Below are 23,185 nucleotides of genomic sequence, written 5' to 3'. Positions count from 1 at the left end.
GGCGGACCGGTTCCGAAGCGGAGTTCCGCGCCGCAGGTTGCGTCAGAAGTGGAAGACGCCGAGATCTCGCACCGTGTCGGCCAGGGCACGGATGAGGTCGTTCTCGGCTTCCGTCCGCCAGACCAGGGCGAAGGTCAAGGTCCCGATCTCGGGGATGGGCAGCCACCGGATGTGGGACATGCCCCAGTACCTGGTGACATGGCTAGGGAACGTGTGGATGATGTCGCCCATACCGATAAGGCTGACCAGCTCGTCGGAATTGTCCGCCGTCTTGATGCGCTCGATCCGCCGGCCTCGCGGGGTGTGGAAGGGCAGGTAGCTGTCCTCCCAATAGTCCGGCACGTCGAGGGCGGTGGCGTGCGGGAACTCGGCGAGCAGCTCCAGCGGAACGGAGTCGCGTTGCGTGAAGCGGTGGTTGGAGGGCACGCCCAGGACCCGGGAGTCGGTGCAGAAGGTCGGACCGACGGTGAGGTCCGGCTCTTCCACCGGCAGCCAGACGACAAGGACATCCGTGGCGCCGGAACGCAGCCGGCCGAACACATCGTTGAAGGTCTCCAGGCGTATCTGGAGTTCGCACTGCGGATTCCGCGCGCGGAACGCCGTCCAGTACGGGTGCAGATCAGCCATGTTGAACGGCATCATGCTGACGCGGAGCTGAGCTGTGATGCCGCGGGCAGCAAGCCGGGCGCGCTCCAGCGATTCGTGCAGGCCCGCGTAGACCGGCTGGAGATCGTCGCGGAACTGTCGGCCGACCTCCGTCAGGAACACCTTGCGGCTGGTGCGGGTGAACAGCTCGGCGCCGATGCGCCGCTCCTGCTTCTTGATGGCCTGACTGACGCGCGCCTGGGAGACGTGCAGCCGCTGTGCCGTCCGGCCGAAATGCAGCTCCTCCGCCAGCACCAGGAAGATCTCGATGTCCCGCAGCTCCACCGGCCCCCCAGCCCCCCGTCGATAACCCAGCGGTTATCGAACCGCGCGGAAGTTTACATTGATCATCATTGCGGCCCGCAGGAAGGTTGAGGGCATGCAATCACGAGTGAAGGACCCGGCACTCGTCCTGCCGGACGCGCTCACGAGCATCGGCAGCTACTTCAAGTCGGTCAACCAGGGCGCCCTCTCCGAGCAGCTGCCGGAGATCGTGGCTCTGCGCGCCAGCCAGGTCAACGGCTGCGGTGACTGCGTGCACACTCACGTGCGGAACCTGCGCAGGGCGGGCGAGAGCGACGAGCGGGTGGCGGCGGTGGCCGCCTGGAGGGAGGCACCGTTCTTCACCGATGCCGAGCGGGCCGCGCTGGAGCTGGCCGAGGAGGTCACGCGGCTGGCCGACCTGGCCTCGGACGCCGTACCCGACGCGGTGCGGGACGCCGTGCCGGACGAGCTGTGGGAGCAGTTGTCCGCGCACTTCGACGAGCAGCAGCTGTCCGCCCTGATCCTGTCGATCGGCGTGACCAATATGTTCGACTGCCGCACCATCGCGGTCCGTGAACCGGCCAGCGTGTCCTGGAGCCGACGCCGGCCATGAGCGATGCCTTCGACCTGACCGTGATGTACGCGATGCACGATGCCCTGCGCCGGGAGCTGGCCCACTTGGACCGGATGACCACCGGCGCGGACCGTGACCCCGGGCAGTTACCGGCCACCGCCGGATGGGTGCTGTTCAAGAAGGCTCTCCACGCCCACCACACGGCCGAGGACGAGGCCCTGTGGCCGGTGTTGCGCGGACGTCTGGCAGGCCGCCCGAAGGACCTGGCTCTTCTGGAGGCGATGGAGGCCGAACACGCCGCCATCGTCCCGCTGATCAAGGCCATCGACGCGGCGCTCGCCGAGCCCGAGGTCGACCAGCTGGGGTTGGGCATACTGATCGACGCACTGGCCACCGGCCTGGCAGGGCACCTCAAGCACGAGGAGGACGCGGCCCTGCCGCTGGTCCGGCGGGCGTTGACGGCCGAGCATTGGGGCCGCTTCCGTCAGGTCCAAGCCCAGCTGATCTACCCGGACGCACCGCTGATGCTGCCGTGGCTGCTGGACGGCACCGACGAGCGGACAGCGGCGAAGCTGCTCGCTCCCCTGCCCGCATCCGTCCGCACCGCCTACACCGCCGAGTGGGCCCCGGTCTACACCGTCCTGGACCGCTGGAGTCCTGGCACCGCCCCGACGCACTGACACCGAATGCCGCGCCCCGCAGAGCGTCGGGTCGGCCGATGTCGCAGGGCCCGACGCCATCCGTGGGTGGTTCTCCGGCCCCGCAGTCGTGCGCACAGCATGCCTGCGCAACGTCCGAAACCCGGACTTACGTTCCCCCGGAAGAATCCTGGAGTCATCCCCTTGTCCGAGCACATCCGCCTCACCCCGCTCCACGACGTCTCGGCCGCCGACGCTGCCGCCTGGCACCGGGTCGTCGCCGCCTCGATGGCTCACGACCTGCCGGACGTACCGCCTCCCGGCCCTGAGCAGATCCACGCCCAACTCACCAAGCCCACGTTGAACAGCCACCGGCTGACCTGGCTGGCCACCAGGGCGGAGGGCAGCCCGGTCGGAGTCGCGGGCCTGCGGCTGTTCACCTCGCCGGGGCGGGATCACCTGGCCGAACTGGAACTCCACGTCGACCCCGCACACCGGCGCCTGGGCACCGGCTCCCTTCTGCTGTCCGCGGTCGTGGCGGCCTGCCGGGCCGAGGACCGGCGCAGCCTGATCGTCGAAACGGCGGCCGACAGCCCGGGCGAAGCCTTCTGCGAAGAGCGGCACTTCCGCCAGGCACTGGCCCTGAACCATCTGATCCTGCACCTGGACCAGTTGGACGAGGCCGTTCTCCAGACTGCCGAGGCCGAGCACGCCGGCTACCGGCTGACGGGCTGGACCGGCACGGTGCCCACCGACCTCGCCGCCGCCTTCGCCACTGCCAAGAACGCGATGAACGACATGCCCACCGGAGACCTGGACTACGGCACCGAGCACTGGGACGCCGACCGGGTACGGGCCATGGCCCAGCTGATAGCCGACCGCGCGCGACACCCTGCTGACCCTCGCCGCCGTCCACGACGACGGCGCCATGGCCGGATACACCGAGATCCTGCTCCCGCAGGGCGCGGCGCCCCGGGCGCAGCAGTACGACACGGCGGTTGTGCCCGCGCACCGCGGCCATGGCCTCGGGCTGTGGCTCAAGGCCGCCATGGTGCGCAGGCTGCGCGCCGAGCACCCCGGTGTCGTCGAGATCGAGACTGACAACGCCGAGGACAACGTCCACATGCTGGCCGTCAACCACCGGTTGGGGTTCCGCTCCTACCGGCGCACCCGCGAGTTCCAGCTCGACGTACCCGCGGCCTGATCCCCGTACCGCCCCCACTCCTCACTCACCACAGCGCACACCTTCCCAGGAGCTGTCATGCACGTGTCCGCATCCACCCTTTCCCTGACCGTCGCCGACGTCGACGCCTCCCGCGACTTCTTCCGCACTCACCTCGGCTACGAAGTCGCCATGGCCGAAGACGGCTTCTGCTCGCTGACCCGCGAGGGCGCCGCCGTCGACATCGTCCTGCTCCGCAAGGGGACCAACGTCCTACCCGCCGAGCAGCGGGACCAGGAGGCGGGCGGGCTGATCGTCGCGCTCACGGTCACCGGCCTCGCCGCGGAGGAGGCCCGGCTGCGCGCGGCGGGCGCCCCCATCACCATGCCCCTGCGGGAAGAGCCCTGGGGTGAGCGGCTGTTCCAGATGACCGACCCCAACGGGATCGTCGTCCAGCTTGTCGAATGGGCCGTTCCCGGTCCCGGCGCGGACGGGAACGGGAGCGCAGGCGGAAGCGAAGGCACCGTCGTTCAGGTGATCACTCCCTCGGCCGACGACGTCACCGTCTCCCCGAACGCCACCATGACCGGCCTCGCCGCCCCCAGCCGCGGCAGCGCCGAACTCAGCACTGGACGGTCGTGATGGAAGCCGGTGCGACCGGACCCGAGCACTCCATCAGCCGCGAGCAGGTCTGGACGGTCACCGCGGGCGCGCTGGAGGTGATTTGCGACGGCCGCACCGAGAAGGTGCAGGCCGGCCAGAGCCTGATCCTGCCGCCGACCCTCGTCCGCCGGATCCACGCCCCGGAGCGGGCCGAGGCCCACGTCTCGATGCGCTCCGACGGAGTCGCCTCGGTTCCCGGCACCGAGGGCAACCGCGAGCTTCCCTGGGCCCGGTGACCGCGGCCGCCGCACACCAGCCCAGCCCGTCTCCCGGCGGCTTCCGGAGCGAACCGGAGCCGTCCCGCACCATCACCGGCCGAGGCCGGAGTACACAGAAAAGAGAACGACGAACATGCGTGTGCTGATCATGGCCTACGGGTCACGCGGCGACATCATGCCGCCGGCCGCCCTCGCGGCACAGCTGCGGAAACTCGGCGCGGAGGTACGGGTGTGCGCGCCTCCGGACGAGGAGTTCGCCCAGCTGCTGGCCGGTGTCGGCGTGGAACACGTGCCGTTCGGCCGGCCGGTGCGCCCGCTGGTGACCGGCACACCGCCGTCTCCCGACTTCGCCACCGAGTTCACGGCCGAGCTGGTCGCAGAGCATTTCGGCACGGTCGCCACGGCGGCCGAGGGATGCGACGTGCTGGTGGCGAGCGGCCTGATGCCGGCCGGCGCCCGGTCGGTGGCCGAGAAGCTGGGCATCCGCTACGTGTACGCCTGCTTCCACCCGTTCGAGATGCCGTCAACGAACTATCCGCCGGGGTCACGGCCGGGCCCGGAGATCTCCACCGACGGCATCGACATGACCGACAACCGGGCGCTGTGGGACCTGGACGTCCGGAAGGTGAACGCGCTGTACCTCGCGCCGCTCAACGCCCACCGGGCGGAGATCGGGCTGCCGCCGGTGGACAACGTCCGCGACCACGTCTTCGGCGACCGGCCGTGGCTGGCGGCGGATCCGGTCCTGGGGCCGTGGCAGGAGCTGACGGACCTCGAACTCGTGCAGACCGGCGCGTGGATCCTGCCGGACGAGCGCCCGCTGCCGACCGACCTGGAGGAGTTCCTGGACGCCGGCACACCGCCGGTGTTCGTGGGCTTCGGCAGCATGCCGATGCGTGCCGCGACGGACGTCGCCCGCGTGACCGTCGAGGCGGTCCGCGCGCAGGGCCGGCGCGTACTGGTCTCGCGCGGCTGGGCCGACCTGGGCCTGGTCGACGACGCGGACGACTGCTTCGCCGTCGGTGACCTCAACCACCAGGCGCTGTTCCCCCGGGTGGCCGCCGTCGTCCACCACGGCGGCGCGGGCACCACGACGACGGCCGCCCGGGCCGGCGCGCCCCAGGTCGTGGTGCCGCAGTTCGTGGACCAGCCGCACTGGGCCGCCCAGGTCGCCGCACTGGGCATCGGCGCGGCCCACGACGGCCCGGTCCCGACCTTCGAGTCCCTGTCGGCCGCGCTCAGCACGGCGCTGGCTCCCGAGACCGCAGCCAGAGCGAAGGCCGTCGCGGGCACGGTCCGGGGCGACGGAACGGCGGTGGCCGCGAAACTACTCCTTGACACGGCACCCGCCGCACCGGTGAGCCGCGAACAGATCTCCGACATCGCGCACGCCGACCACCCGATCAAGGCCCCGCTCGACGACGACTCGGTCGGCGCGCTGCTCGAACGCGCCCTCCCGCAGGGCGACGAGCGCGTGCTCGACCTCGGATGCGGCACCGCGGAATGGCTTCTGCGCGCCCTGGCGACCCGCCCGCACCTGCACGCTGAGGGCGTCGACGTCTCCGAGGTCGCGCTGACCCGGGCCCGTCGGGCAGCGAGCGAACTCGAGGTCGAGGAGCGCCTGGTCCTCCACCACCAGGAGGCCGCGGACTTCGTCTCCGAGCAGCCGTTCGACGTGGTGATCAGTATCGGCGCCACGCATGCCTTCGGCGGTCTCCTCCCCACCCTCGCGGCGGCCCGCAAGCACCTGGCCCCCGGCGGCCGCGTCCTGATCGGCGAGTCGTTCTGGGACCGCGCCCCTTCGCCGGCGGCGGTCGAGGCGTTCGGTGACCTCGACGACCTGGCGACCACGGTGGACCGCGTCGTCGCCGACGGCTGGACCCCTGTCCATGGTCATGTCAGCACCCGCAGCGAGCTGGACGCCTACGAGTGGGCCTGCTGGGGCTCGCTGGCCGGCTGGGCGCTGGACCACCCGGCGGATCCGGCGGGCGCCCAGGTGCTGGAGACAGCTACCGCTCAGCGTTCGCATTGGCTGCACGGGTACCGGGACAGCTTCGGCTTCCTCTGCCTGGTCCTGCGTGAGACACCTGTCATGACGACCGAAAAGTGAATACCCGGAAGTGAATACACAGATGCAACCGACGTTCGTACTGGTCCACGGAGCCTTCGCGAACTCCTTCTCCTTCGCGCCCCTCCAGGCGGAGCTCGGCCTCCTCGGGCACCGTTCGGTCGCCGTCGACCTGCCCGGCCACGGGTTCCAGGCGACCTTCACCCGCGCCTACCAGGCACCTCAGGACCCCGGGGGGCTCGCCACCGCACCCGGCTCGATCAAGGGCGTGACGCTCGCCGACAACGCGGCGCACCTGATCGGGATCCTCGAACGGGCCAAGCGGAACGGCCCCGTGATCCTCCTCGCCCACAGCCGCGGCGGTGTCACCGCCACGGCCGCGGCCAACGCCCGCCCGGATCTGATCGACCGCATCGTCTACGTCTCGGCCTGGTGCCCGGTCGACCTCGACGTCAACGACTACTACGCCCAGCCGGAGATGGCCACGGTCGACCTCACCGCCCTCGCCTCGGTGCTGGCCGGAAACCCCGCCGAGCTCGGCCTGCTCCGCGTCAATTTCCGCACCGCGAACCCGGAGGTGCTCGCCGCGCTCAAGGCGGCCTTCTTCGCCGACGGCACCGACGAGCAGTTCCTCACCTTCCTGAACACCTTCCAGCCCGACGAGAACCTGGACGTCGGCAGCTCCGCCGACCGGGCCGAGGCCGCGACCTGGGGCCGCATCCCCAAGACCTACATCCGCCTGGCCGACGACACGAGCCTGCCTCTCGCCCTGCAGGACCGTCTGATCCGCGAGGGCGACGCGCTGACGCCGGACAACCCGTACGACGTCCGCACGCTGGCGAGCAGCCACCTGAAGTGGCTGGCCGACCCGGCGCCGGCGGCCCGCGTCCTGGCCGACCTTGCAACGCTCCCGGGCCCGTCCGCTCCGGCGTGAGCGGACGGGCGTGAGCGGATCGGTGATGGAGCCACGAGGAACGAGCGCCCGTGCGGGGCGCACCCATGACCGCCCCCGGCGCTGAGATCGGACGCCGCTACCGGGTGACGGCCTTAGCCGGGGCCGTCACCCGGCCCCCGTGCCGGTCCACGGGTGGTCGGAGCCGGCCCGGGAAGACCGTTCTGTCCTTCACCACGCCTCAACCTGAGGTTGGAAAAGGCTCAGTGTCACCTGACAGCACAGCGCCCAACCCTCTTCCCGTCATCTCAGAGCAAACTGGAGCCACGGCTACGCCGACGCTCTGGTCGCCCACGGATGCAACCCGCGCGTTTGAGAACCACGGTTCCGCCCCAGCCCACGAGCCCGCCGCCGACTCGTAATTCGGCACGGCGAAGACCGTACAGGCGCCCGCCGGCCCCGGCCGAGGAACTCAGGGGGGAGACAAGGAGGGGATGCATCGGGGGATCCAAGAAGGGATTCCCAGAGGGGATGCATGGGGGAAACATTGTTCCTCACTCATCAGGTATCTCCGCAGGTCACCGGCCCTGGAACGGCCGGTGAGTTCCCAGACTTTAGGCAGTAGGGGGGCAGAGGTTCTGCGGCCGGGGTCGTGGAGTGCGGAGAAGTGGGGTGCAGGTGAGGGGTGCAGCAGCGTACCCAACGGGAGGCGCCGGGCGCGGGCGCGGAGCAGCTGGTCTTGTCCGCCTGCCCGGCTGCGTCGGCCGGTTGGGACAGAGGTTGTCCATGGCGTTGAGGAGTGCTGCTACGGTCTCCCCGGCTGCGGCCCGGGTGTGCTGGTCCTGCGCCAGGGACTCGGCGGCCAGGGCGACGGCGACGGCGGCCTGGAGGACGCCGACGGGGACATGGGCGGTGCGGGTGGCCGAGGGCGGCCTCGACCTGCTCCGCGAAGGACAACGTCGTGTGCATGATGCAGACCCTGGCTCCGTGCCCGGCCTGGACCGAAACGACTCACCGACCGACATCCGTACGTCACCGGCTTCACCTACGCCGACGACGAGCGGAGCGAGGTGAGCTGCGGTCACCGTGAAGGGAACCGGTGCCGACGCAGGTCGCCTAAGGCTTGTCCCCTAATCGCTGGTCGCGCGTTGCGAAACGCCCTCATGTCGGCTTGGGGGCAGCGGGGTCGTCACTGAGCCTCGATGCACAGGTCCCGGATGTACCAGTCGAGACGTGTCCCGTCCTCGCCGTGCGTGTGCTTGCCGGGGATGAACCCCGCCCGCTGGGCGACTGCGGCAGATGCGGCGTTCTCCGGCTCTACCCGGATCACTGCCTCCTTCCCGCCCTCACTTGCCGCGTACTGGGAGACCAGGAGGACCGCGCGGGTGGCCAGGCCGCGCCCCCTCCACGACGGGTAGAGGCCGTAGGCGACATTCACCTGGCTGGGAGCCAAGCCCTCTGCTGCGAACCGCAGGTCGATCGTCCCCGCGAGCGTCTCATCGGCGCCTACCCGAATGCCGAAAGCGCGGAGTGGCCCGGCGGTCTCCCACTGTTCCCGGCAGTGGCGGATGTACGCTTCCACGCCCTCGCGTGTGCCGGGACCGCCGCTGAGCCAGCGAACCAGCGGCTCATCCTCCCCCGCGAGGTGCGCCTCGGCATCGTCCAAGCACAGGGGAGACAGAGCGATGATCCCGTCGGACAGCTTCACTTCATGCATCCGGCGATTCTTGACGCCGGAGCTGCGTCGCGCCATCGGATTGCGCGGGGGTATGGGCTGAGCCCGCGGTCGCCACGAATTCCCCTTTCCCCGAATGGGACAAGACCTTCGGCGACGCCCGTCTCTGCGCGGCCATCGCCGACCGGATCACCTTCCGCTGCACCCTGATCCAGACCGGCACCGAGTCCTACCGCTTCCAAGCCACCCAGGACGCCCTCTTCTTGGGACAATGAACCCGGAAGAACCCCCGCCGAAAGAGGCACAGCAATGCACGGCAAGCCGGATGACGGCGTCATCGCAGGCGATCTGACCTGCCTCACCCCGGCAACCGAGGCACACCTGCCTCTGCTCGCCCGCTGGTTCGCCGACCCCGAATTCGTGCGGAACTGGGGCGGCCAGGCCCTCACCCGCGAGGAAGTCGCCGCGAAGTACACAGGAAGACGCCGCCCCGAGGTGGAGTCCTTCCTGATCCTCGCCCAGACCATCCCGGTCGGCTATGTCCAGTACGCGCCCGACGGCCCCCGCCAGGGCGGCATCGACATGGTCCTTCTGCCCCAGGCTCAGGGCAGAGGCCTCGGACCCGACGCCGCCTGCGCGCTCGTCCGGCATCTCCAGACGGTTCTGGGCTGGACGCGAGTGACCGTCGACCCAGAAGCGTCCAACACCCACGCCATCCGGGCCTGGGCCAAGGCGGGCTTCCACCCGGTGAGCCCGCAGGGAAGCCAACTACTCATGGAGTGCCTCCCCGCCCCCGGCACCTCAAAGGCGGATGCCCACGACGAGAGCCTCCCGCCCGAGGCCTAAACAGGTGCGAGCCCTTGGCCGGCCTCGGGGAACATCGGTACAGTCGTTGGCGCTGAGAATGATCATGGTCGGCTAGCACACCGGCTGGAGGCTCCGCTGGGGTTCGCGGAAAGATCGCCGGACGGGCGCCAGGGCTGGCTACGGTCCGCTCGTGCCAGTGGAGTTTCTGACTGATGAGCAGGCTGAGGCGTACGGGAAGTGCGCCGAGGAACCGACCCGCCCCGAGCTGGAGCGGTTCTTCTTCCTGGACGATGTCGACCGCGATCTGATCGCCCGGCGACGCTCCGCGCACCACCAGCTGGGCTTCGCGCTCCAGATGTGCACGGTTCGCTACATCGGCCGGTTTCTCCCGGACGATCCGCTGGATGCGCCGTGGTCGGTGGTCGAGCATCTGGCCGCGCAGCTCGGTATCGAGGATGCGTCGGTGGTGAAGCGGTACACCGAGCGGTCGAAGACGGCGTACGAGCACGCGTGGGAGATCCGGGACGCCTACGAGTACCACGAGTACGACGATGCGGAGTGGTCGCGGCGGTTCCGTACGTTCCTGCACGGCCGGGCCTGGACGCACGCCGAGGGCCCCAAAGCGCTGTTCGACCACGCGGTGGGCTGGCTGCGCCGCAACCGGGTGCTGCTGCCTGGGGTGAGCGTGCTGGCCCGGCAGGTGTCGGAGGTGCGGAAGGTCGCGGACAAGCGGCTGCACGCCACCGTCGCGGGAGCGGCCCGCCGCGCGGACCCGGCGCTGCCCGGTGATCTGGTGGCGACATTGAAGACGCCGGAGGGCTCACGGTTCTCGGAGCTGGAGCGGCTGCGCCGGCCACCGACGCGGACGACGGGCACGGCGTTCGCCCGCGCGCTGGAGCGGGTGGAAGAGATCGGCGCGTACCGGCTGGGGCGGTTGAGGCTGTCGCAGGTCCCGCCGAACCGGATGGCTGCTTTGGCCCGGTACGCGCTGGGGTCGAAGGCGCCGCTGCTGGAGCGGGCGGCGGAGCCCAAGCGCACGGCGATGCTCACCGCGGTGATGCGGCACCTCGAGGCGAAGGCGATCGATGAGGCCCTGGACCTCTTCCAGGTCCTGATGGCCACCCGGCTGCTGAACACGGCGGAACGGAAGACGGAGAAGGAACGGCTGTCGACGCTGCCGCAGCTTGAGAAGGCGTCGCGGGTGCTCGCGCGGGCCGCGAAGGTGCTGTTCGAGGAACTGGAGCTGGTCGAGGAACAGGACGCGGAGCTGGACGTGGCCGCGCTGTGGGCTGCGGTGGAAGAGGTTGCCCCGCGCGCCGCCGTGATGACCGCGGCGGCCACGGCCGTCTCGCTGGTGCCCGAGGACGAGAACTCGGCCGAGATCGCCCTGCGGGCCGCGCTCACGAACCGGTACGCCACGGTCCGCCCCTTCCTGTCGCTGCTGGGCGAGTCGAAGGCGCTGGACGCGGCGAGCGCGGGCAAGCGGGTCCTGGCCGGGGTGCGCGGTCTTCCGGCGCTGGCGCGGCGGAAGACGGGCGTCAAGCCGCTGCTGCCGCGTGAGGTGGACGACAGGCTCGTGCCGCCGGCGTGGCGCAAGGCGGTGTATGCCAACCCCGATCTGCCGCAGGGTGCGGTGGACCGGGACGCGTACGTGGTGTGCGTGCTGGAGCAGCTGCACCGGGCCCTGAACAACCGCGACGTCTTCGCCTCGCCCTCGCACCGCTGGTCCAACCCGCGCGCCCGCCTGTTGGACGGGCCCGACTGGGACGCGGTCGAGGAGGACGTCCTGGCCGGGCTGAGCCTGGACATGGCCGTCACCGAGCACCTGGCGGAGCTGGTGCGGGGTCTGGACGCCGGGTGGAAGCAGCTCGCCGAGCGGCTTCAGGAGGCGGGGCCGGCGGCGAAGGTGTCCATCGAGATGCAAGACGACGGGCGGGTGAAGCTGAACGCGGATGAAGGACCTGCCCACGTCGGTGGTCGCGCTGCTGGTGTCCGAGGCGTGCAACATCGGCCTGGCCCCGGTGGTGAATCCCGGCTACGAGGCCCTGACCCGGGCCCGGCTCGTGCACGTCGACCAGTACTACCTGCGCGCCGACACCATCGCCGCGGCGAACGCCTCGCTGATCGCCGCCCAGGCTGCGGTGCCCATCGTGAAGTTCTGGGGCGAGGGCCTGCTCGCCTCGGTGGACGGACTGCGGTTCGTCGTCCCTGTCCGCACCATCAGTTCGGCGCCGTCGCCGAAGTACTTCGGGTTCAAGCGGGGCATCACCTGGCTCAACGCCGTGAACGACCAGGTCGCGGGCATCGGGCAGATGGTCGTCCCCGGCACCCCGCGCGACTCCCTGCACATCCTGGACGCGCTGCTGAACCTCGACGGCGGCGTGAAGCCGGAGATGGTGGCGACCGACAACGCCTCGTACTCCGACATGGTGTTCGGCCTGTTCAAGATCCTCGGCTACAACTTCAGCCCCCGGTTCCGCGACCTGGACGACCAGCGGTTCTGGCGGGCCACCATGCCCGGCGTCGAGACCGGCCACTACGGCGCGCTGGAGGACCTGGCCCGCAACCGCGTGAACCTGAACAAGGTGATCACGCACTGGCCGGACATGCTGAAGGTCGCCGGCTCCCTGGTCACCAACCAGGTCCGCGCCTACGACCTGCTGCGCATGTTCGGCCGTGAGGGCCGCCCCACCCCACTGGGGCAGGCGTTCGCCGAATACGGCCGGATCGCCAAGACCGAGCACCTGCTGCGCGTCGTCGACCCGGTCGACGACACCTACCGCCGTCAGATGAACCGCCAGCTCACCGTGCAGGAGTCCCGCCACAAGCTCGCCCGGGACGTGTGCCACGGCAAGCGCGGCACCATCCACCAGGCGTACCGCGACGGCATGGAGGACCAGCTCGGCGCGCTCGGCCTGGTCCTCAACGCCATCGTGCTCTGGACGACCCGCTACATCGACGCCGCCATCGCCCAGCTCCGGGCAGAAGGCCACGAGATCCGTGACGAGGACATCGCCCGCCTGTCCCCGCTCAAGCACCGCAATCTGAACCTGCTGGGACGCTACAGCTTCACCGCCAGCGTCCCGGCCGCCGGCGCCCTGCGCCCCTTGCGCGACCCGGACGCGATCGAGCTGGACGAGGACGACGACGGCGCCGTGCAGGAGTGAGCCGGTATCCGGCCCTACCCCCGGACCGCACGGTCACGGGCGCACGGAAGCAGGCAAAGGATCACCCTGACGGACATGACCATGCAGGGGCAGGTCAGGGGGCGATGGTGATGGGGGTGGGGAGGTGGGGTTGGGCTTCGGCCCAGGAGGTGCGCAGGTGGTCGAGGTCGGCGTCGGTGAGCTGGCCGTCGGCCTGTGCGACGCGTTCAGCGGCTTCCTCGTAGGCAGCGACGGCCTTCAGCGCGTCGATCTGTTCGGGGGAGAGCTGGCTGCTGGTGGCGAGCATGGTGTGTTCGGCGACGACGGAGCCGAAGCCGGGCACGTGGACGGGAGCGAGCATCGGGTAGATGCCGAACTTGCCCGAGCCATCGCCGATGCCCCGGTAGGCCACGTACCCGGCATACAGGCCGGCGCACATGCGGATGTCCAGGCGCCCCCACTGGTTCTCCTTCAGGGGGAGGGTGGTGTCCTCATCGTGCTGCTTGGTGACCTCAGTGGACTCGCTGGTGGTCTTGGACCAGCGGAAGGAGGACCCGCGCTTGACGCTGGCGCCCTTGGCGTCGATACCGGCCTCTGCGGTCAGCCCGAACTCCCAGCCCTGCGTGGTGGTGCTGGTGACCGACACCCGGACACTGTCGCTGTAGTGCTTGGTCACCGGGCCCTGCCACGTATTGCCCCCGCACACCTTCGGCGCGCTGCCCACCAGCTTCCCGGCGAAGACCACCCAGTTGCCATTGAAGCCGGCGAAGTCACGGTAGGGGGGTTCAAATGCCTGGCCGAGGTGCCTCTCCTTCCAGGTCTCGTGGACGACGGCGACCTTCTTCTCGTCGAAGGGCTCGTTGTCCCACTGCTTGCGGCCGTCCTTGGTCTGCTTGGCCAGCTCCGCGTACGCCTCCGACAGGGGGTAGTACTCCTTCACCTGCTTGAGGGTGAAGTCCGGAGACCAGCCCAAGTAGATCTCGGGGCCGGTCCAGGGGTTGTAGTAGGTGTGGGGCATGTGGTCGAGGTACATCGTCTCGGGTGCGGTGTACGGGGGTGCGTTGTGGCCTTTGTAGTCCGGGGGCATCACGTTGTACGGGCCGATCTGGATGTCGCCGAAAGCGCTGGGCATGGCAGGTGTCCCTTCTGGTCGAGGAAGCGGACGGGCGATGATCGCGGCTGGCCCGTCCCGCGGACTGGCCCCGCCGAGCGTCCGGCGGTGCACTTCGTCCCTTCCCCGGCATATGCCCATTGCAGCATCACCTCGTTCGACCAGCGGAGCGCACTCCGGAGCGAACCCGGCGCATGATCAGGCGCGGGCTGGGACGGAGGTGTTCGACAGGCAGGGTCGCCCGACGACGTTTGAGTAACACGGGAAGAGGCGCCTGCCACTCGCAGGAACGTCATCGCTGATACCTCCAGCGGAAGGCGGGCGGGGTACACCGCGTGCACCGCCAGACAGGTGATCGTCGGCGCCTCGCATGGCGAAGCCCAGGTTCGGCCCCTTGGATGAAAAGAAGGCCGGAGTGACATGACGGAGAAGCCCCGTTTGTCGCACTCAGGCGTAAGTCGACGTGGAAGGGAATCGAAATGGCTGGAGACACACACGGGACCACCAGTCTCGGCCCGTCTGACGGGCCCACTGATGGTGTCCTTCAACCCATCAACGGGGCGAGCAACCTTGCGGGCCAAGTCGTAGACGCGGGAGTGGGTGCCAAAATCACCGATGAAATGGTTGAGATCGCCAAAGAACTCAACCTGAACCTCAACGGCCCGACGAAGTAGCCCCGCAAGGTCGATCGCTGTTTCAGAGGCCCTGGACGCGGAGTCCCTCGCGTCGTATGAGCGCGGAGGCGACGGTCCGGGCGGAGGTGCCCCGCCGTGTCGTACGGCGGGGCACAGTGTCGCGGGCGGAAGGTTGCAGGTCTGCGATGTCGTCCGCCCGTTTGGAGCGACGACCTTGGAGAACATCGGTACAGCACTTGCGCTGAGATCGCCTGCCTCTCCCCCTCCACGTCGACGTGCGTCCCGCCGATGGTGGGGGCGCGCGAGAACCGCTACGCGGGGGAACTGCGACGGGGCGACTGCGAGCGGTATCGCCCCTCCCTGCCCGACGTCATCGAACCGCGTTGAGATCCGGCTTTATCCCCGCCTTGCTGTATACGTCATCGACGTCGCGAGCTCCTCGCCTGCCGGGTATTTTCCGGAGTAGGTGGGGCCGTTTTGGAACCACTTGAGATCGTAGGGTCCGAGCTTCCAGTCGACGCCCGAGCCCTTAAGGCTGGTGACATGGAATGGGGGTCCCGTCCCGTCGTTCTCGAAGGTCCGGGTGACCTTGGCCGGCTGGTTTTTCTTCGCCTTGTAGACAGTGCCGTTGATAGTGATGTCGAACTCTTGAGTGGTAGCCATGCCCAGGCAGATCGAGGGGATCTCCAGTTCCACTCGGATGCCTCCCCAGCTCACGGCGTCGTACTCCGTTGCCTCGCTCATCTTCGTCACCTCGCCCTTGAGCGTGGCAAGCGTGTAGCCAAGAGGCACGTACTCCTTGAACTTGTGCGTCTTGTCGAAGATCTTGGCGATCGATCCGTTGGCAAGTTCGCGTAGGACGTCGACGTCGACTCCTTGGGCGATGATCTGGATCGAGGAGTTCTTGAGGACTGACTGGTAGCGGGCTTTCGCCTCGGCGCTGGCTCCGGCGAAGCCGGTGTAGCTGGCTTTGACGGCCGCCTCGATCTCGGTTTCGCTGGTCGAGGAGGTGAGGGTGAACACCAAGGTGCGTCCGTAATGAACGGCCAGTACCAGCATGGGCGGGTTGAGTGCATGCCACCGGCTTGAGAGGGGCTTGCTCGGGCTGCACAGGGCTTCGAGCTTCAAGGGAGCGGACCTCCGCACGTTCAGCCAGGCCGACCTGGACGCCATCGCCCACGAGCTCAACCACCGCCCGCGCAAGACACACGGCTACCGCACCCCGGCGGAGGTCTACGCTGACCTCCTGAACAGCAGTGATGCGCTGACCGCTTGAGCTCGCCATCCTTTGACGACAGTTATGGCTCACGCCTGGCGACCGCCCGGCTCACCTGGGCACCGGTGAACACCGCCCTGGCCGGCGCCGCGAGAGGTACGTCCGGCGGATCGTTAGCCGCCTTGGGCCCGAACGGGCTGCTCGACGCGAGTACGAGAACCGCGTCAGTGCGCTCGCACCGGCCGGGCCATGATCGTTCTCACCGGGATTTCCTGTACGTCAACTACTCACACCCGGGGACGTGGCGGTTGAGCAGCGCCGGCAGGCGGCGGCGGGCGAGGGCGGCCACCTGGTCCGGGTGGACGTCGGGGCACGCCGCTTCCCCGCCGAGGCGGACCAGCAGGCCGGCTCGGGCCAGGTGGCCGACCGCCGCCGCGGTCACCCGCGGCTGGCACCGCAACGGCTCCCCCAGGGCCTGCGTCAGCCGGTCCGCCGCCACCCCGGCCCCGGTCGGGCCCCGAAGTGCCGCGCGGACCTGCTCCGGGTCGGCGGCCTCCACCACCGCCCGCGGCCACACCCCCGGGCCGGCGTCCGCCGGCGGGACCAGGCCCGTGCCGACCGCCCACCGCCAGGCCGCCAACGGCACCCGCAGCCAGCCCGCGGCCTGGTTCTCGTCGTAGCTCTCACGTACCGTACGCCCCATGAATTGCACTCCGATGGCACATTGGCGGCCCGACGATCAGGCCGCGCCGGAGACATGCGGGAAAGATCTTGTTAGCTGTCAATAGCCCTGATCGCGACGTGAGTTGGAAGCACACCGCACAAGCCGCCTACGCGTACGCGAGGCCCGGATTCACCTCTGCGGAGGGCACGAAGCGGGGACCGGCACCCATCGGTGCCGGCCCCCGCGGAACCGGTTCGCCAGCGCGTGGCGGGGCGGTCAGCCGACAGCCGTGGCCAACCCCCGGCCGAAGGGCGGGACGTCGTCCACCGTCACGTCCAGACGGATCCGCTGAAACCGGAGCGGGTGCCGGAAACGCCCTGGTCAATGGACCTGTCCGCGCTCACCTCCGCCACCAGGTCCGGACGGACCAGCGTGACGTCCAGGATCTCACGGCTCCCCCACGCCGAGGCGAACGTGACCCCGGCCCCCGGATGCCCAGGACCGGCCGCGACCACGTGCTCGGCGACCTGCCGGACGGCGTCCGGGCGCAGGGGCACCGTGCGGCCGACCGCGCGCAGCCGGCCGTCCTGGTCGTGGCGGCCGAGGACGAGCAGCTGCGGGCGGGTCAGGGTGCCCGTGATCGCGCCGATGATCGCTTCGGTGGTGTCCCGGCGGCGGATCTTGGTCCACCCGCGGTACGAGGGGCGATAGCGGCTGGTCAGGGGCTTCATCACGATGCCTTCGACGCCCGACACGTCCCTCCAGGACTCCAGCCATTCCCCCGCCGTGGCCAGGTCCGTCGTCATCGGGCACAGCGTCCACGGGGCCGTCAGGGCACGGGTGGTGAACAGGTCCTCGAGCAGCGCGCGCCGCTGCGAGTACGGGTGCGTCAAGAGCTGCACCCCGTCCTGCTGCAAGACGTCGAAGGCCACGAAGTAGGCCGGCCACCGCGCTGCCAGGCCGGCGGCACTGCGGCCGCGGGCCGCGGCGCGGCGCTGCAACGCCTCGAACGACAGCCGACCCGCTTCCGCATCCCACACGAGCAGTTCGCCATCGAGGACCAGGCCGTGCGGCAACTGCTGCTCGGCGGCCGCCACCAGGCCCGGCCAACGGTCCTGCACCAAGGACCCGTGCCGGGTCTGAAGCAGCACCCAACCGCCGGGGCCGGCCGGGTGAAGAGCAGCGCCCGGTGCCCGTCCAACTTCTGCTCAAAGGCCACCCCCGACCACAGCACAGCCGGCCCCGGCAGCCGCTCCGCGGCCTGCGCCAGCATCAGCTCCACCCGCGGCCCGACCACCATCCCCCCGCAGCCTCCCCCGCAGTCGCCCCACTTCCAGAGTCTGGCGTTGTTCTCGAGAACGGGTTCCGGCTCAACTTCCGTGGCGGTCCGGCGGCCAGGCTCGCCCGCATCGGACACCTGGCAGGTCACGCACACCAGACACCTGCGGATGGCGCACGGCACGCTAACGGATGTCACCCGATTCGTGCGGCAGACCCCTTCAGTTGCGCCTCAGCTTCCGGGTCGGCGCCCGGAGGTGGCGATGACGGCGATGGGGAACGAGAGGTGCCCGGGGTCGTCGATCTCCTCCAGGCCTGCGCGCACATCGGCCTCGCTCAGCATTCCGGCGGCGATGAGGCGGGGTGCGACCGACAGGACGGTCAGTCGGGAGAACTGGGCGATCGGCGATCCCGCATGGAAGGCCGGCAGGTCCGCTGCGACCTGTACGTCCTCGTAGCCGGCGTCGCGCATGACCTGGGGTGCGCGACCGCCCCAGGCGTCGTCCATGCCGAACGAGGCGCTGAGGAAGTCCCACCAGGCGTCGATGACCCGCCGGAACGGGGAGGCGGCGGGCAGTCCGTGACGGGGGAAGTGGACCAGTTCCTCCAGCACGAGCACGCCGCCGGGGACGAGCCATTCCAGCATCCGTGCGACGATCTGTTCCCGCTGGGGCAGGTGCATCAGAACGGCGCGCGCGTGGATGAGGTCGAAGGACCCTTCGGAGAAGGTGTCGTTCGCAATGTCGTGCACCAGCACCGTCAGATTGCCCGGAACCGGCTCCTGGACGAGCGTCACGTCCAGGTCGGTCGCGGTGACCCGTCCGCGGGGACACTGTCCGGCCAGCCAGTGGGCGATGGTGCCGGTGCCCGCGCCGACCTCCAGGCAGGACCAGTCGGCCGCGACCCCGACGGCCTCCAGCCGCTGTCGGGTCTGCGCGTCGAACGTGCGGGCAATCGCGTCGAGGCGGACCCGCTCGCCGGGACGCTGGTGTCCCAGAACATCGCCGTACTGTTCACCGACTTCCCGATCACGTCCGTCCGCGCCGAATTCGGGTGCGTTGCGATACGTCATTGTGGTTCCGTTTCCTTGCTCTTCGCCGCCAGCGGGTAATGCTTCGCCGTCCGGCCGGTTCCTGGAGCAGTGCCGCGCGGTGACCGGGTTTCGCGGCAGCGGCACTTGTCACTCGCTGTGTGGCGAGGGCGTTCGGTGGCTACTCGGGCATCGTAGGAACGGCGGCTCGCGCCGCACTTCCCAAGCTGCTGGAATCCGCTGAACGCGGTGTGGAGCATCGCGCGTTGACGCACGTCAGTGCACCCTCGGCTCCGTTGGAGCGACGCATTCCCGGCCACGGAATCTCATCCGATCAATTCGTACTATCGGGTGACGGATCCCTGCTTTAGGAGAATTGCCGGCGGACTGCGCCCGAGGGTGGGAGACCCTCGGCCCAGGGCGTGCAGGACGCCCAGGTCCGAGGCCTGACCAGAACCCTGGCCCAGGTCGACCGTCAAGAGAAAGCCATCCATGCGAAACGAAGCCGTTCAGCGTGCCGCTCTGATTTTCAAGCTGCTCGACGCCAACAAGAACGGGGTGCTCGACAGCCAGGACTTCGAGCTGAACGCCGAAAGGGTGCTGGCCGCCGCCACGGACTCGGCACCGGAGGCCAGGCAGGCGCTGGCCGACAGCATGCGCCGCTGGTGGGACGTACTGGCGGGCGCACTGGACACCGACAGTGACGGCGTGATCAGCCCCAAGGAGTTCGAAGCCTCCGTACTCAACCCGGAGCGGTTCGGTCCCACCATTCACGCTTTCGCCGAGGCGCTTGCCACGCTCGGCGACCCGGACGGCGACGGCTTGATCGAACGGCCCCGCTTCCTCGCCCTGATGACCGCGTGGGGCTTCGACGTGCCGAACATCAACGCGCTGTTCGACGCGTTCGGTCCGGACGCCAGCGACCGGATCACGGTGACCTCGTGGGCCGACGGCATCCGCGATTACTACACGCCCGGCCTGGCCGGAATCCCAGGCGACCACCTGGTCTCGCTGCCAGCCTGAGCCTTCACCGGTTCACTGGCGAGCGGGCGCCGTTTCACGGAAGTCGATCCAGAGCTCAAACTCGTGAACAGAGCCACAGAGCAGGACAACCGCGGGCTGCCGGGCAGGGCGGCAGCGGCATCATCCGTCCTAGGGCACGGCGGGGCCGTCGGAGCCAGTCTGGCGGCCCCGTGCGGCTCGGGGGCGGCATGCGTCCCTACCCAAGCACCGCCAGCCCGCGTCGGCGGCGGCGCCCGCCGGCCGGTGGGCCTGGCTGCTGGACAGCCGCACCCCCGGCGGGGCCGCCACCGTCAAGGCCGAGGGATGCCGGCTGGCAACCGACCGGGCGCGCCCGCTGGGCACCAGGGTGGCGGCCCTCGATGCCCTCGCGCGGCCCGGGACGGCGGCGTGCACCGGGTGCGACGCCGCCGAGGTCCTGCTGCCGATCCTCCGCAACGGCCAGGAGGACGTGCCCGACCCCACCGACCGAACGGAAGCCAGCCAGGTCAGACGGTTGGCGAGGCGGTGTAGGCGTGGCGCTGGTAGCCGCGGCCGTCGCCCTGCCAGTCCAAGAGCAGCATCGAGTCCGCCAGGGCCCCGGCACCGGCGCGGTGGCTGGTGGTTGGGGTCCGGTCGGTGCTGCGTGTCCCGTTGGACGTGCTGCCCTCCAGCCGGCCCTCCAGGCCGGGGAAGTCCCGCTCCACACCACAGCGTCGGTGCCTGGCGGGACTGCTTGATCTGCACTCGGAGCTTGGCCCCGTCGAAGACCGTCGCCTTGCCCGCGCCGCAGCTGGTCGAAGGCGAGACTGAGCCGCTGATCGTAAATCTCGGCGTATGGATCACCAGCACCAAACCCGACGCGACAACCTCACCGCCGACCAGCTCGCTTCGCTCGTGAAGCTGGGCATGGACTGGGCATGGACTGGGCGTGACACCGCTGTCCGCAAGTGAGATGCGCCCTGGGCTGGGACGCGCGTTTCTGGGTTGCCAGGTGGGTAGCGTGTGTTCTCCAGTGACGTCCTCGTGAGCGGAAGGAACGGTGGCATGCCGGAAGAGAACAAGCCTGTGGAGCTGGAGTCCGAACCCACGGAGCCGACGGAGAGGCTGCGCCGGCAGCTACGACGAAGGCGGGTGGCCATCAGGTCGGCATCGCCCTGGCCCTGGAACCGTAACCCCCTCACCGCCCCGGCGGCACGGCGCACGACGAAGGACACAGAAAGACCCCGCGCTGTCACGACAGTGCCCGGGGTCTTCTGCTGGCATACCGGCTGACAGTGAGGCGCAGCGCGAGGTGCAACGCGTAGGCGCGTTGCGGTGCCCATGTTGCACAGCCGAGCTGATGCGTTGCAGGCGCGGATTCACGCAGCCAGCCAGAAGCCCGGGCGGGCGCGGACGCCGAGGTGGAGGCAGGGGCCGCCGAGGAAAACCCTCCCAGCGCCAAGGACCTCACCCTGCTGCGCGCCTACCGACTGGGAATCATCGAGGGCACCATCCCCAGCCAGCGCGAGGTGTTCGAATTCTCCCGCCTATCCGAGGAAATGCGGGAAGAGTGGCTGATGAACTTCTCCCCGGAGAAGCAGCAGGCGCTTCGGGCGGGGATCGACAAGCAGACGACGGAAGTGCTCCAGCGCCTGGAGCGCGGCCCGCGCGCCCAACAGGCCGTGAGCGCGCCGAGAAGCTGCTGCCCGAAGTGAAGGAGCGCCGCGCCGCCGCCGCCCTGGCCGCCATCCCGCTGGACGATCTGCACGACTGGCACCGTAGGTGCGCCTTCTGCAAGGTCCACCCAGACGGCCTCATCCGCCTCACCAACATTTGGTACAACACCAGCGAGGACGAGCGCATCGTCGCCGCGCTGGACAAATACCTGAAGGCCACGGCAAAGGAAGGCATCGTCCCCCCGGTGATCGCCTCCGACTCCACCACCCGCCTGTACGGCTGCGGGGCCCGCAACGGTGAGGGCAGCACCTACAGCTGGACCTACGACGGCACCTACATCTACACCTCCGACAAGACTTACTGGACCGACGCAGACGGATACTTCGTAGGCCGCCCCACAAGGGAAGGCCCCGGGACGTTGCGACCCCCGGGGCCTGGGTCCTGCCCTCTGGCACCGGATGGCGGAGCACCAGGGTGCCGCGAACGGCTGGACGAGGTGGTGTCCACTCCCTGCAGACAGCCCGACGGGCATTCCCCCGGCAACCCCGCCTCCCCCACACCCTGCGCCTTCCCGAGGGCCGCTCCGGCCACCACGTGCTGCTCGCGGTATGAGAGACCCCCGATTGCGCAACTGTGGGCCGGCCCGGCCGCGACGGCAGGGCCGCGACATCCCGTTCACCGCAAACAAGAAGCTTCACCGCACCAAGTCAAGTCGCGGTTGGCGAGACGCGCCGCCCCTGCCAGTGATGGGCCGGGCTTCCGTCGAAGACCGCACGAGCCGCTCGGCCGCCAGGACACGGCCGGGGGCCGGCCGTCGGCGGTGAAGCGTGCGACGTACCGTGGTGAGCTGATCGGCGAGGTCACCGGGAGCGCGTGTCGCCGACCCCACGTGTCCTGTGATCAACCGGATGCGTTGATCAGGCATGTCTTCTCGTACCGCACGCAGGGCCGCCGCGTTCGCCGCCGCCCTCCCCCTGCTCCTGGCCGCCCCCGCCCACGCCTCGGTCGTGACCGACACCTTGAACAACATCGATGCCCTGAACAACCTCAACGCCCTCGGTATCAAGAGCGGCGTCACCGACACCAACGCCTCGGACCAGAGCAACGGCAACCGGCACGCGCAGGGCTGACGGCACGCCGGGGTTCGCAACATCGCCAACACCCCGGCCACCGCTCAGCGCGGGCGCGCCGCCTCCAGCGCCCCGTTCCCCACAGCCGGCCTCCGGCGGCCGTCCTGGAAGGCCTCCACCGCGAGCCGGGACGGGGCGTTACAGGAGGGCCGGTCGGCCCCTTCTTGAACGGCCCGCGCGGCAGCTGTCCGCGCGGGCCGCAGCATAAGGAGCGGCTGGCTACAGCACGGCGAGGTAGAACCCTTCGGCCCTTCCACGGTTGTTGTTGTCGTAGGTGCCGACCAGGACACCCTTGCCGTTCGCGCAGCCGCCCGAGACCGCGCGGATGCTCGTGCTGATGCCGTCGCGGGGCGTTGCCGTCACCAGCGCCTTGGACAGGTCGATGTTCTCGTCGTCGACCTCGACGCAGAAGTTGTGGGGCGCCGGCTTGGTCACGGAAGCCACGTGCTTGGAGTGGACGATCGATCCGTCGGCGTTGACCAGGGCGCCAGCCCGCGCGTAAGGGGCCTGGGAACCCGCCGACGCCGCGATCGCTACCCCGCCGGCCAGGCCGAGCCCGGCCAGGCACACTCCTGCCGCCGTGATCCCGGCCGCCCGCACCCACTTCGCCTGCATACCTGTTACCTCCACACTCGACAATCCGATGTACCACTCGGGGCTTTTGGGAAGGGTTTTCCCTCTCGGTAGCTTTAGCGCCGGAAAGTAAGTTCA

At 69.6% G+C, this 23,185-nt stretch carries 20 protein-coding genes and 6 pseudogenes; 17 read left to right on the top strand and 9 right to left on the bottom strand.

Annotated features, from left to right (window positions below; all coding sequences use genetic code 11):
• Window positions 1-42: 42 nt before the first annotated feature.
• Window positions 43-930: a LysR family transcriptional regulator gene (locus tag AB0D45_RS10675; protein WP_362456967.1), complete on the bottom strand. Its 888-nt coding sequence runs from the start codon at window positions 928-930 to the stop codon at window positions 43-45.
• Window positions 931-1,024: 94 nt separating this feature from the next.
• Between AB0D45_RS10675 and AB0D45_RS10670 the strand changes: the two genes are divergently transcribed.
• The 9 genes and pseudogenes from AB0D45_RS10670 (at window position 1,025) to AB0D45_RS10630 (ending at window position 7,166) form a co-directional block, all read left to right on the top strand.
• Window positions 1,025-1,522 carry a carboxymuconolactone decarboxylase family protein gene (locus AB0D45_RS10670; RefSeq protein WP_362456964.1) on the top strand — a complete coding sequence of 166 codons (498 nt, stop codon included), beginning with the start codon at window positions 1,025-1,027 and terminating at the stop codon, window positions 1,520-1,522.
• Entirely contained in the window at window positions 1,519-2,163 is a 645-nt protein-coding gene (locus AB0D45_RS10665) for a hemerythrin domain-containing protein (RefSeq protein ID WP_362456962.1), read from the top strand. The genes AB0D45_RS10670 and AB0D45_RS10665 overlap by 4 nt, the downstream gene beginning before the upstream one ends.
• Before the next feature lie 6 nt (window positions 2,164-2,169).
• A pseudogene (locus AB0D45_RS10660) lies at window positions 2,170-2,700 on the top strand (GNAT family N-acetyltransferase); the annotation flags it as partial.
• 349 nt (window positions 2,701-3,049) lie between these two features.
• Window positions 3,050-3,325: a GNAT family N-acetyltransferase gene (locus AB0D45_RS10655; protein WP_362456960.1), complete on the top strand. Its 276-nt coding sequence runs from the start codon at window positions 3,050-3,052 to the stop codon at window positions 3,323-3,325.
• A gap of 57 nt (window positions 3,326-3,382) precedes the next feature.
• The gene (locus AB0D45_RS10650) at window positions 3,383-3,925 is read left to right on the top strand and encodes a VOC family protein (RefSeq protein WP_362456958.1); all 543 of its coding nucleotides are present in this window, start codon (window positions 3,383-3,385) and stop codon (window positions 3,923-3,925) included.
• The gene (locus AB0D45_RS10645; RefSeq protein ID WP_362456956.1) at window positions 3,925-4,182 is read left to right on the top strand and encodes a cupin domain-containing protein; all 258 of its coding nucleotides are present in this window, start codon (window positions 3,925-3,927) and stop codon (window positions 4,180-4,182) included. The genes AB0D45_RS10650 and AB0D45_RS10645 overlap by 1 nt, the downstream gene beginning before the upstream one ends.
• A gap of 115 nt (window positions 4,183-4,297) precedes the next feature.
• Window positions 4,298-5,509: pseudogene (locus AB0D45_RS10640) on the top strand (glycosyltransferase); the annotation flags it as partial.
• 12 nt (window positions 5,510-5,521) lie between these two features.
• Complete coding sequence (locus AB0D45_RS10635; protein WP_362457064.1) at window positions 5,522-6,274, top strand: class I SAM-dependent methyltransferase; 753 nt, start codon at window positions 5,522-5,524, stop codon at window positions 6,272-6,274.
• Window positions 6,275-6,296: 22 nt separating this feature from the next.
• Window positions 6,297-7,166, top strand: a complete 870-nt coding sequence (locus AB0D45_RS10630; RefSeq protein WP_362456953.1) for an alpha/beta fold hydrolase — start codon at window positions 6,297-6,299, stop codon at window positions 7,164-7,166.
• A gap of 1,147 nt (window positions 7,167-8,313) precedes the next feature.
• On the opposite strand, the gene AB0D45_RS10625 is transcribed toward AB0D45_RS10630, so the two are convergent.
• Window positions 8,314-8,841: a GNAT family N-acetyltransferase gene (locus AB0D45_RS10625; protein WP_362456950.1), complete on the bottom strand. Its 528-nt coding sequence runs from the start codon at window positions 8,839-8,841 to the stop codon at window positions 8,314-8,316.
• Between the two features lie 80 nt (window positions 8,842-8,921).
• Between AB0D45_RS10625 and AB0D45_RS10620 the strand changes: the two are divergent.
• The 3 genes and pseudogenes from AB0D45_RS10620 to AB0D45_RS10610 form a co-directional block, all read left to right on the top strand.
• Window positions 8,922-9,074 (top strand): annotated as a pseudogene (locus tag AB0D45_RS10620) (ATP-binding protein); the annotation flags it as partial.
• Window positions 9,075-9,108: 34 nt separating this feature from the next.
• Complete coding sequence (locus AB0D45_RS10615) at window positions 9,109-9,645, top strand: GNAT family N-acetyltransferase (RefSeq protein ID WP_362456947.1); 537 nt, start codon at window positions 9,109-9,111, stop codon at window positions 9,643-9,645.
• 151 nt (window positions 9,646-9,796) lie between these two features.
• A pseudogene (locus tag AB0D45_RS10610) lies at window positions 9,797-12,773 on the top strand (Tn3 family transposase).
• Between the two features lie 94 nt (window positions 12,774-12,867).
• Here the strand turns inward: AB0D45_RS10610 and AB0D45_RS10605 are convergent.
• Entirely contained in the window at window positions 12,868-13,884 is a 1,017-nt protein-coding gene (locus AB0D45_RS10605; protein WP_362456944.1) for a hypothetical protein, read from the bottom strand.
• A 1,010-nt stretch (window positions 13,885-14,894) separates the two neighbouring features.
• Entirely contained in the window at window positions 14,895-15,557 is a 663-nt protein-coding gene (locus AB0D45_RS10600; protein WP_362456941.1) for a thiol-activated cytolysin family protein, read from the bottom strand.
• A gap of 67 nt (window positions 15,558-15,624) precedes the next feature.
• Between AB0D45_RS10600 and AB0D45_RS10595 the strand changes: the two are divergent.
• Window positions 15,625-15,774: pseudogene (locus AB0D45_RS10595) on the top strand (IS30 family transposase); the annotation flags it as partial.
• Window positions 15,775-15,997: 223 nt separating this feature from the next.
• On the opposite strand, the gene AB0D45_RS10590 reads toward AB0D45_RS10595, so the two are convergent.
• The 3 genes from AB0D45_RS10590 to AB0D45_RS10580 all read right to left on the bottom strand — a co-directional run bounded on the left by AB0D45_RS10590 (window position 15,998) and on the right by AB0D45_RS10580 (window position 18,728).
• The gene (locus AB0D45_RS10590; protein WP_362456938.1) at window positions 15,998-16,417 is read right to left on the bottom strand and encodes a hypothetical protein; all 420 of its coding nucleotides are present in this window, start codon (window positions 16,415-16,417) and stop codon (window positions 15,998-16,000) included.
• 290 nt (window positions 16,418-16,707) lie between these two features.
• Complete coding sequence (locus tag AB0D45_RS10585; protein WP_362456935.1) at window positions 16,708-17,499, bottom strand: ATP-dependent DNA ligase; 792 nt, start codon at window positions 17,497-17,499, stop codon at window positions 16,708-16,710.
• 389 nt (window positions 17,500-17,888) lie between these two features.
• Window positions 17,889-18,728, bottom strand: coding sequence for a methyltransferase domain-containing protein (locus tag AB0D45_RS10580; RefSeq protein ID WP_362456932.1), 840 nt, complete (start codon window positions 18,726-18,728; stop codon window positions 17,889-17,891).
• 450 nt (window positions 18,729-19,178) lie between these two features.
• On the opposite strand from AB0D45_RS10580, the gene AB0D45_RS10575 reads away from it, so the two are divergent.
• Both AB0D45_RS10575 and AB0D45_RS10570 read left to right on the top strand, forming a co-directional pair.
• A complete protein-coding gene (locus AB0D45_RS10575) occupies window positions 19,179-19,709 on the top strand; it encodes a calcium-binding protein (RefSeq protein ID WP_362456929.1) in 531 nt (176 codons plus the stop codon).
• A gap of 253 nt (window positions 19,710-19,962) precedes the next feature.
• Window positions 19,963-20,115 (top strand): annotated as a pseudogene (locus AB0D45_RS10570) (DUF6233 domain-containing protein); the annotation flags it as partial.
• A 79-nt stretch (window positions 20,116-20,194) separates the two neighbouring features.
• Here AB0D45_RS10570 and AB0D45_RS10565 read toward each other — a convergent pair.
• Window positions 20,195-20,392 (bottom strand): hypothetical protein, encoded by a 198-nt coding sequence (locus AB0D45_RS10565; protein WP_362456926.1) that lies wholly within the window; start codon window positions 20,390-20,392, stop codon window positions 20,195-20,197.
• Between the two features lie 696 nt (window positions 20,393-21,088).
• Between AB0D45_RS10565 and AB0D45_RS10560 the strand changes: the two genes are divergently transcribed.
• Together AB0D45_RS10560 and AB0D45_RS10555 are read left to right on the top strand one after the other, a co-directional pair.
• Window positions 21,089-21,382 carry a hypothetical protein gene (locus AB0D45_RS10560; RefSeq protein ID WP_362456923.1) on the top strand — a complete coding sequence of 98 codons (294 nt, stop codon included), beginning with the start codon at window positions 21,089-21,091 and terminating at the stop codon, window positions 21,380-21,382.
• Between the two features lie 885 nt (window positions 21,383-22,267).
• Window positions 22,268-22,474 carry a hypothetical protein gene (locus AB0D45_RS10555; RefSeq protein WP_362456920.1) on the top strand — a complete coding sequence of 69 codons (207 nt, stop codon included), beginning with the start codon at window positions 22,268-22,270 and terminating at the stop codon, window positions 22,472-22,474.
• Between the two features lie 219 nt (window positions 22,475-22,693).
• Here the strand turns inward: AB0D45_RS10555 and AB0D45_RS10550 are convergent, their stop codons facing one another.
• On the bottom strand, window positions 22,694-23,089 hold the full coding sequence (locus AB0D45_RS10550; protein ID WP_362456917.1) for a hypothetical protein: 396 nt from the start codon (window positions 23,087-23,089) through the stop codon (window positions 22,694-22,696).
• Window positions 23,090-23,185: the final 96 nt, after the last annotated feature.

The sequence above is a fragment of the Streptomyces sp. NPDC048352 genome (genome assembly GCF_040651895.1).
Classification (GTDB): Bacteria; Actinomycetota; Actinomycetes; order Streptomycetales; family Streptomycetaceae; genus Streptomyces.
Note: the sequence above shows the minus strand (reverse complement) of the source record. Positions and strands in the feature narration are given on the sequence as shown.

Bases quoted from the DNA above. Each gene is read 5' to 3' on its own strand.
- AB0D45_RS10555 (WP_362456920.1), top strand. From the start codon at position 22,268: ATGTCTTCTCGTACCGCACGCAGGGCCGCCGCGTTCGCCGCCGCCCTC.
- AB0D45_RS10575 (WP_362456929.1), top strand. From the start codon at position 19,179: ATGCGAAACGAAGCCGTTCAGCGTGCCGCTCTGATTTTCAAGCTGCTC.
- AB0D45_RS10590 (WP_362456938.1), bottom strand. From the start codon at position 16,417: ATGGGGCGTACGGTACGTGAGAGCTACGACGAGAACCAGGCCGCGGGC.
- AB0D45_RS10645 (WP_362456956.1), top strand. From the start codon at position 3,925: ATGGAAGCCGGTGCGACCGGACCCGAGCACTCCATCAGCCGCGAGCAG.
- AB0D45_RS10625 (WP_362456950.1), bottom strand. From the start codon at position 8,841: ATGCATGAAGTGAAGCTGTCCGACGGGATCATCGCTCTGTCTCCCCTG.
- AB0D45_RS10650 (WP_362456958.1), top strand. From the start codon at position 3,383: ATGCACGTGTCCGCATCCACCCTTTCCCTGACCGTCGCCGACGTCGAC.
- AB0D45_RS10600 (WP_362456941.1), bottom strand. From the start codon at position 15,557: ATGCTGGTACTGGCCGTTCATTACGGACGCACCTTGGTGTTCACCCTC.
- AB0D45_RS10615 (WP_362456947.1), top strand. From the start codon at position 9,109: ATGCACGGCAAGCCGGATGACGGCGTCATCGCAGGCGATCTGACCTGC.
- AB0D45_RS10630 (WP_362456953.1), top strand. From the start codon at position 6,297: ATGCAACCGACGTTCGTACTGGTCCACGGAGCCTTCGCGAACTCCTTC.
- AB0D45_RS10550 (WP_362456917.1), bottom strand. From the start codon at position 23,089: ATGCAGGCGAAGTGGGTGCGGGCGGCCGGGATCACGGCGGCAGGAGTG.
- AB0D45_RS10670 (WP_362456964.1), top strand. From the start codon at position 1,025: ATGCAATCACGAGTGAAGGACCCGGCACTCGTCCTGCCGGACGCGCTC.
- AB0D45_RS10580 (WP_362456932.1), bottom strand. From the start codon at position 18,728: ATGACGTATCGCAACGCACCCGAATTCGGCGCGGACGGACGTGATCGG.
- AB0D45_RS10655 (WP_362456960.1), top strand. From the start codon at position 3,050: ATGGCCGGATACACCGAGATCCTGCTCCCGCAGGGCGCGGCGCCCCGG.
- AB0D45_RS10605 (WP_362456944.1), bottom strand. From the start codon at position 13,884: ATGCCCAGCGCTTTCGGCGACATCCAGATCGGCCCGTACAACGTGATG.
- AB0D45_RS10665 (WP_362456962.1), top strand. From the start codon at position 1,519: ATGAGCGATGCCTTCGACCTGACCGTGATGTACGCGATGCACGATGCC.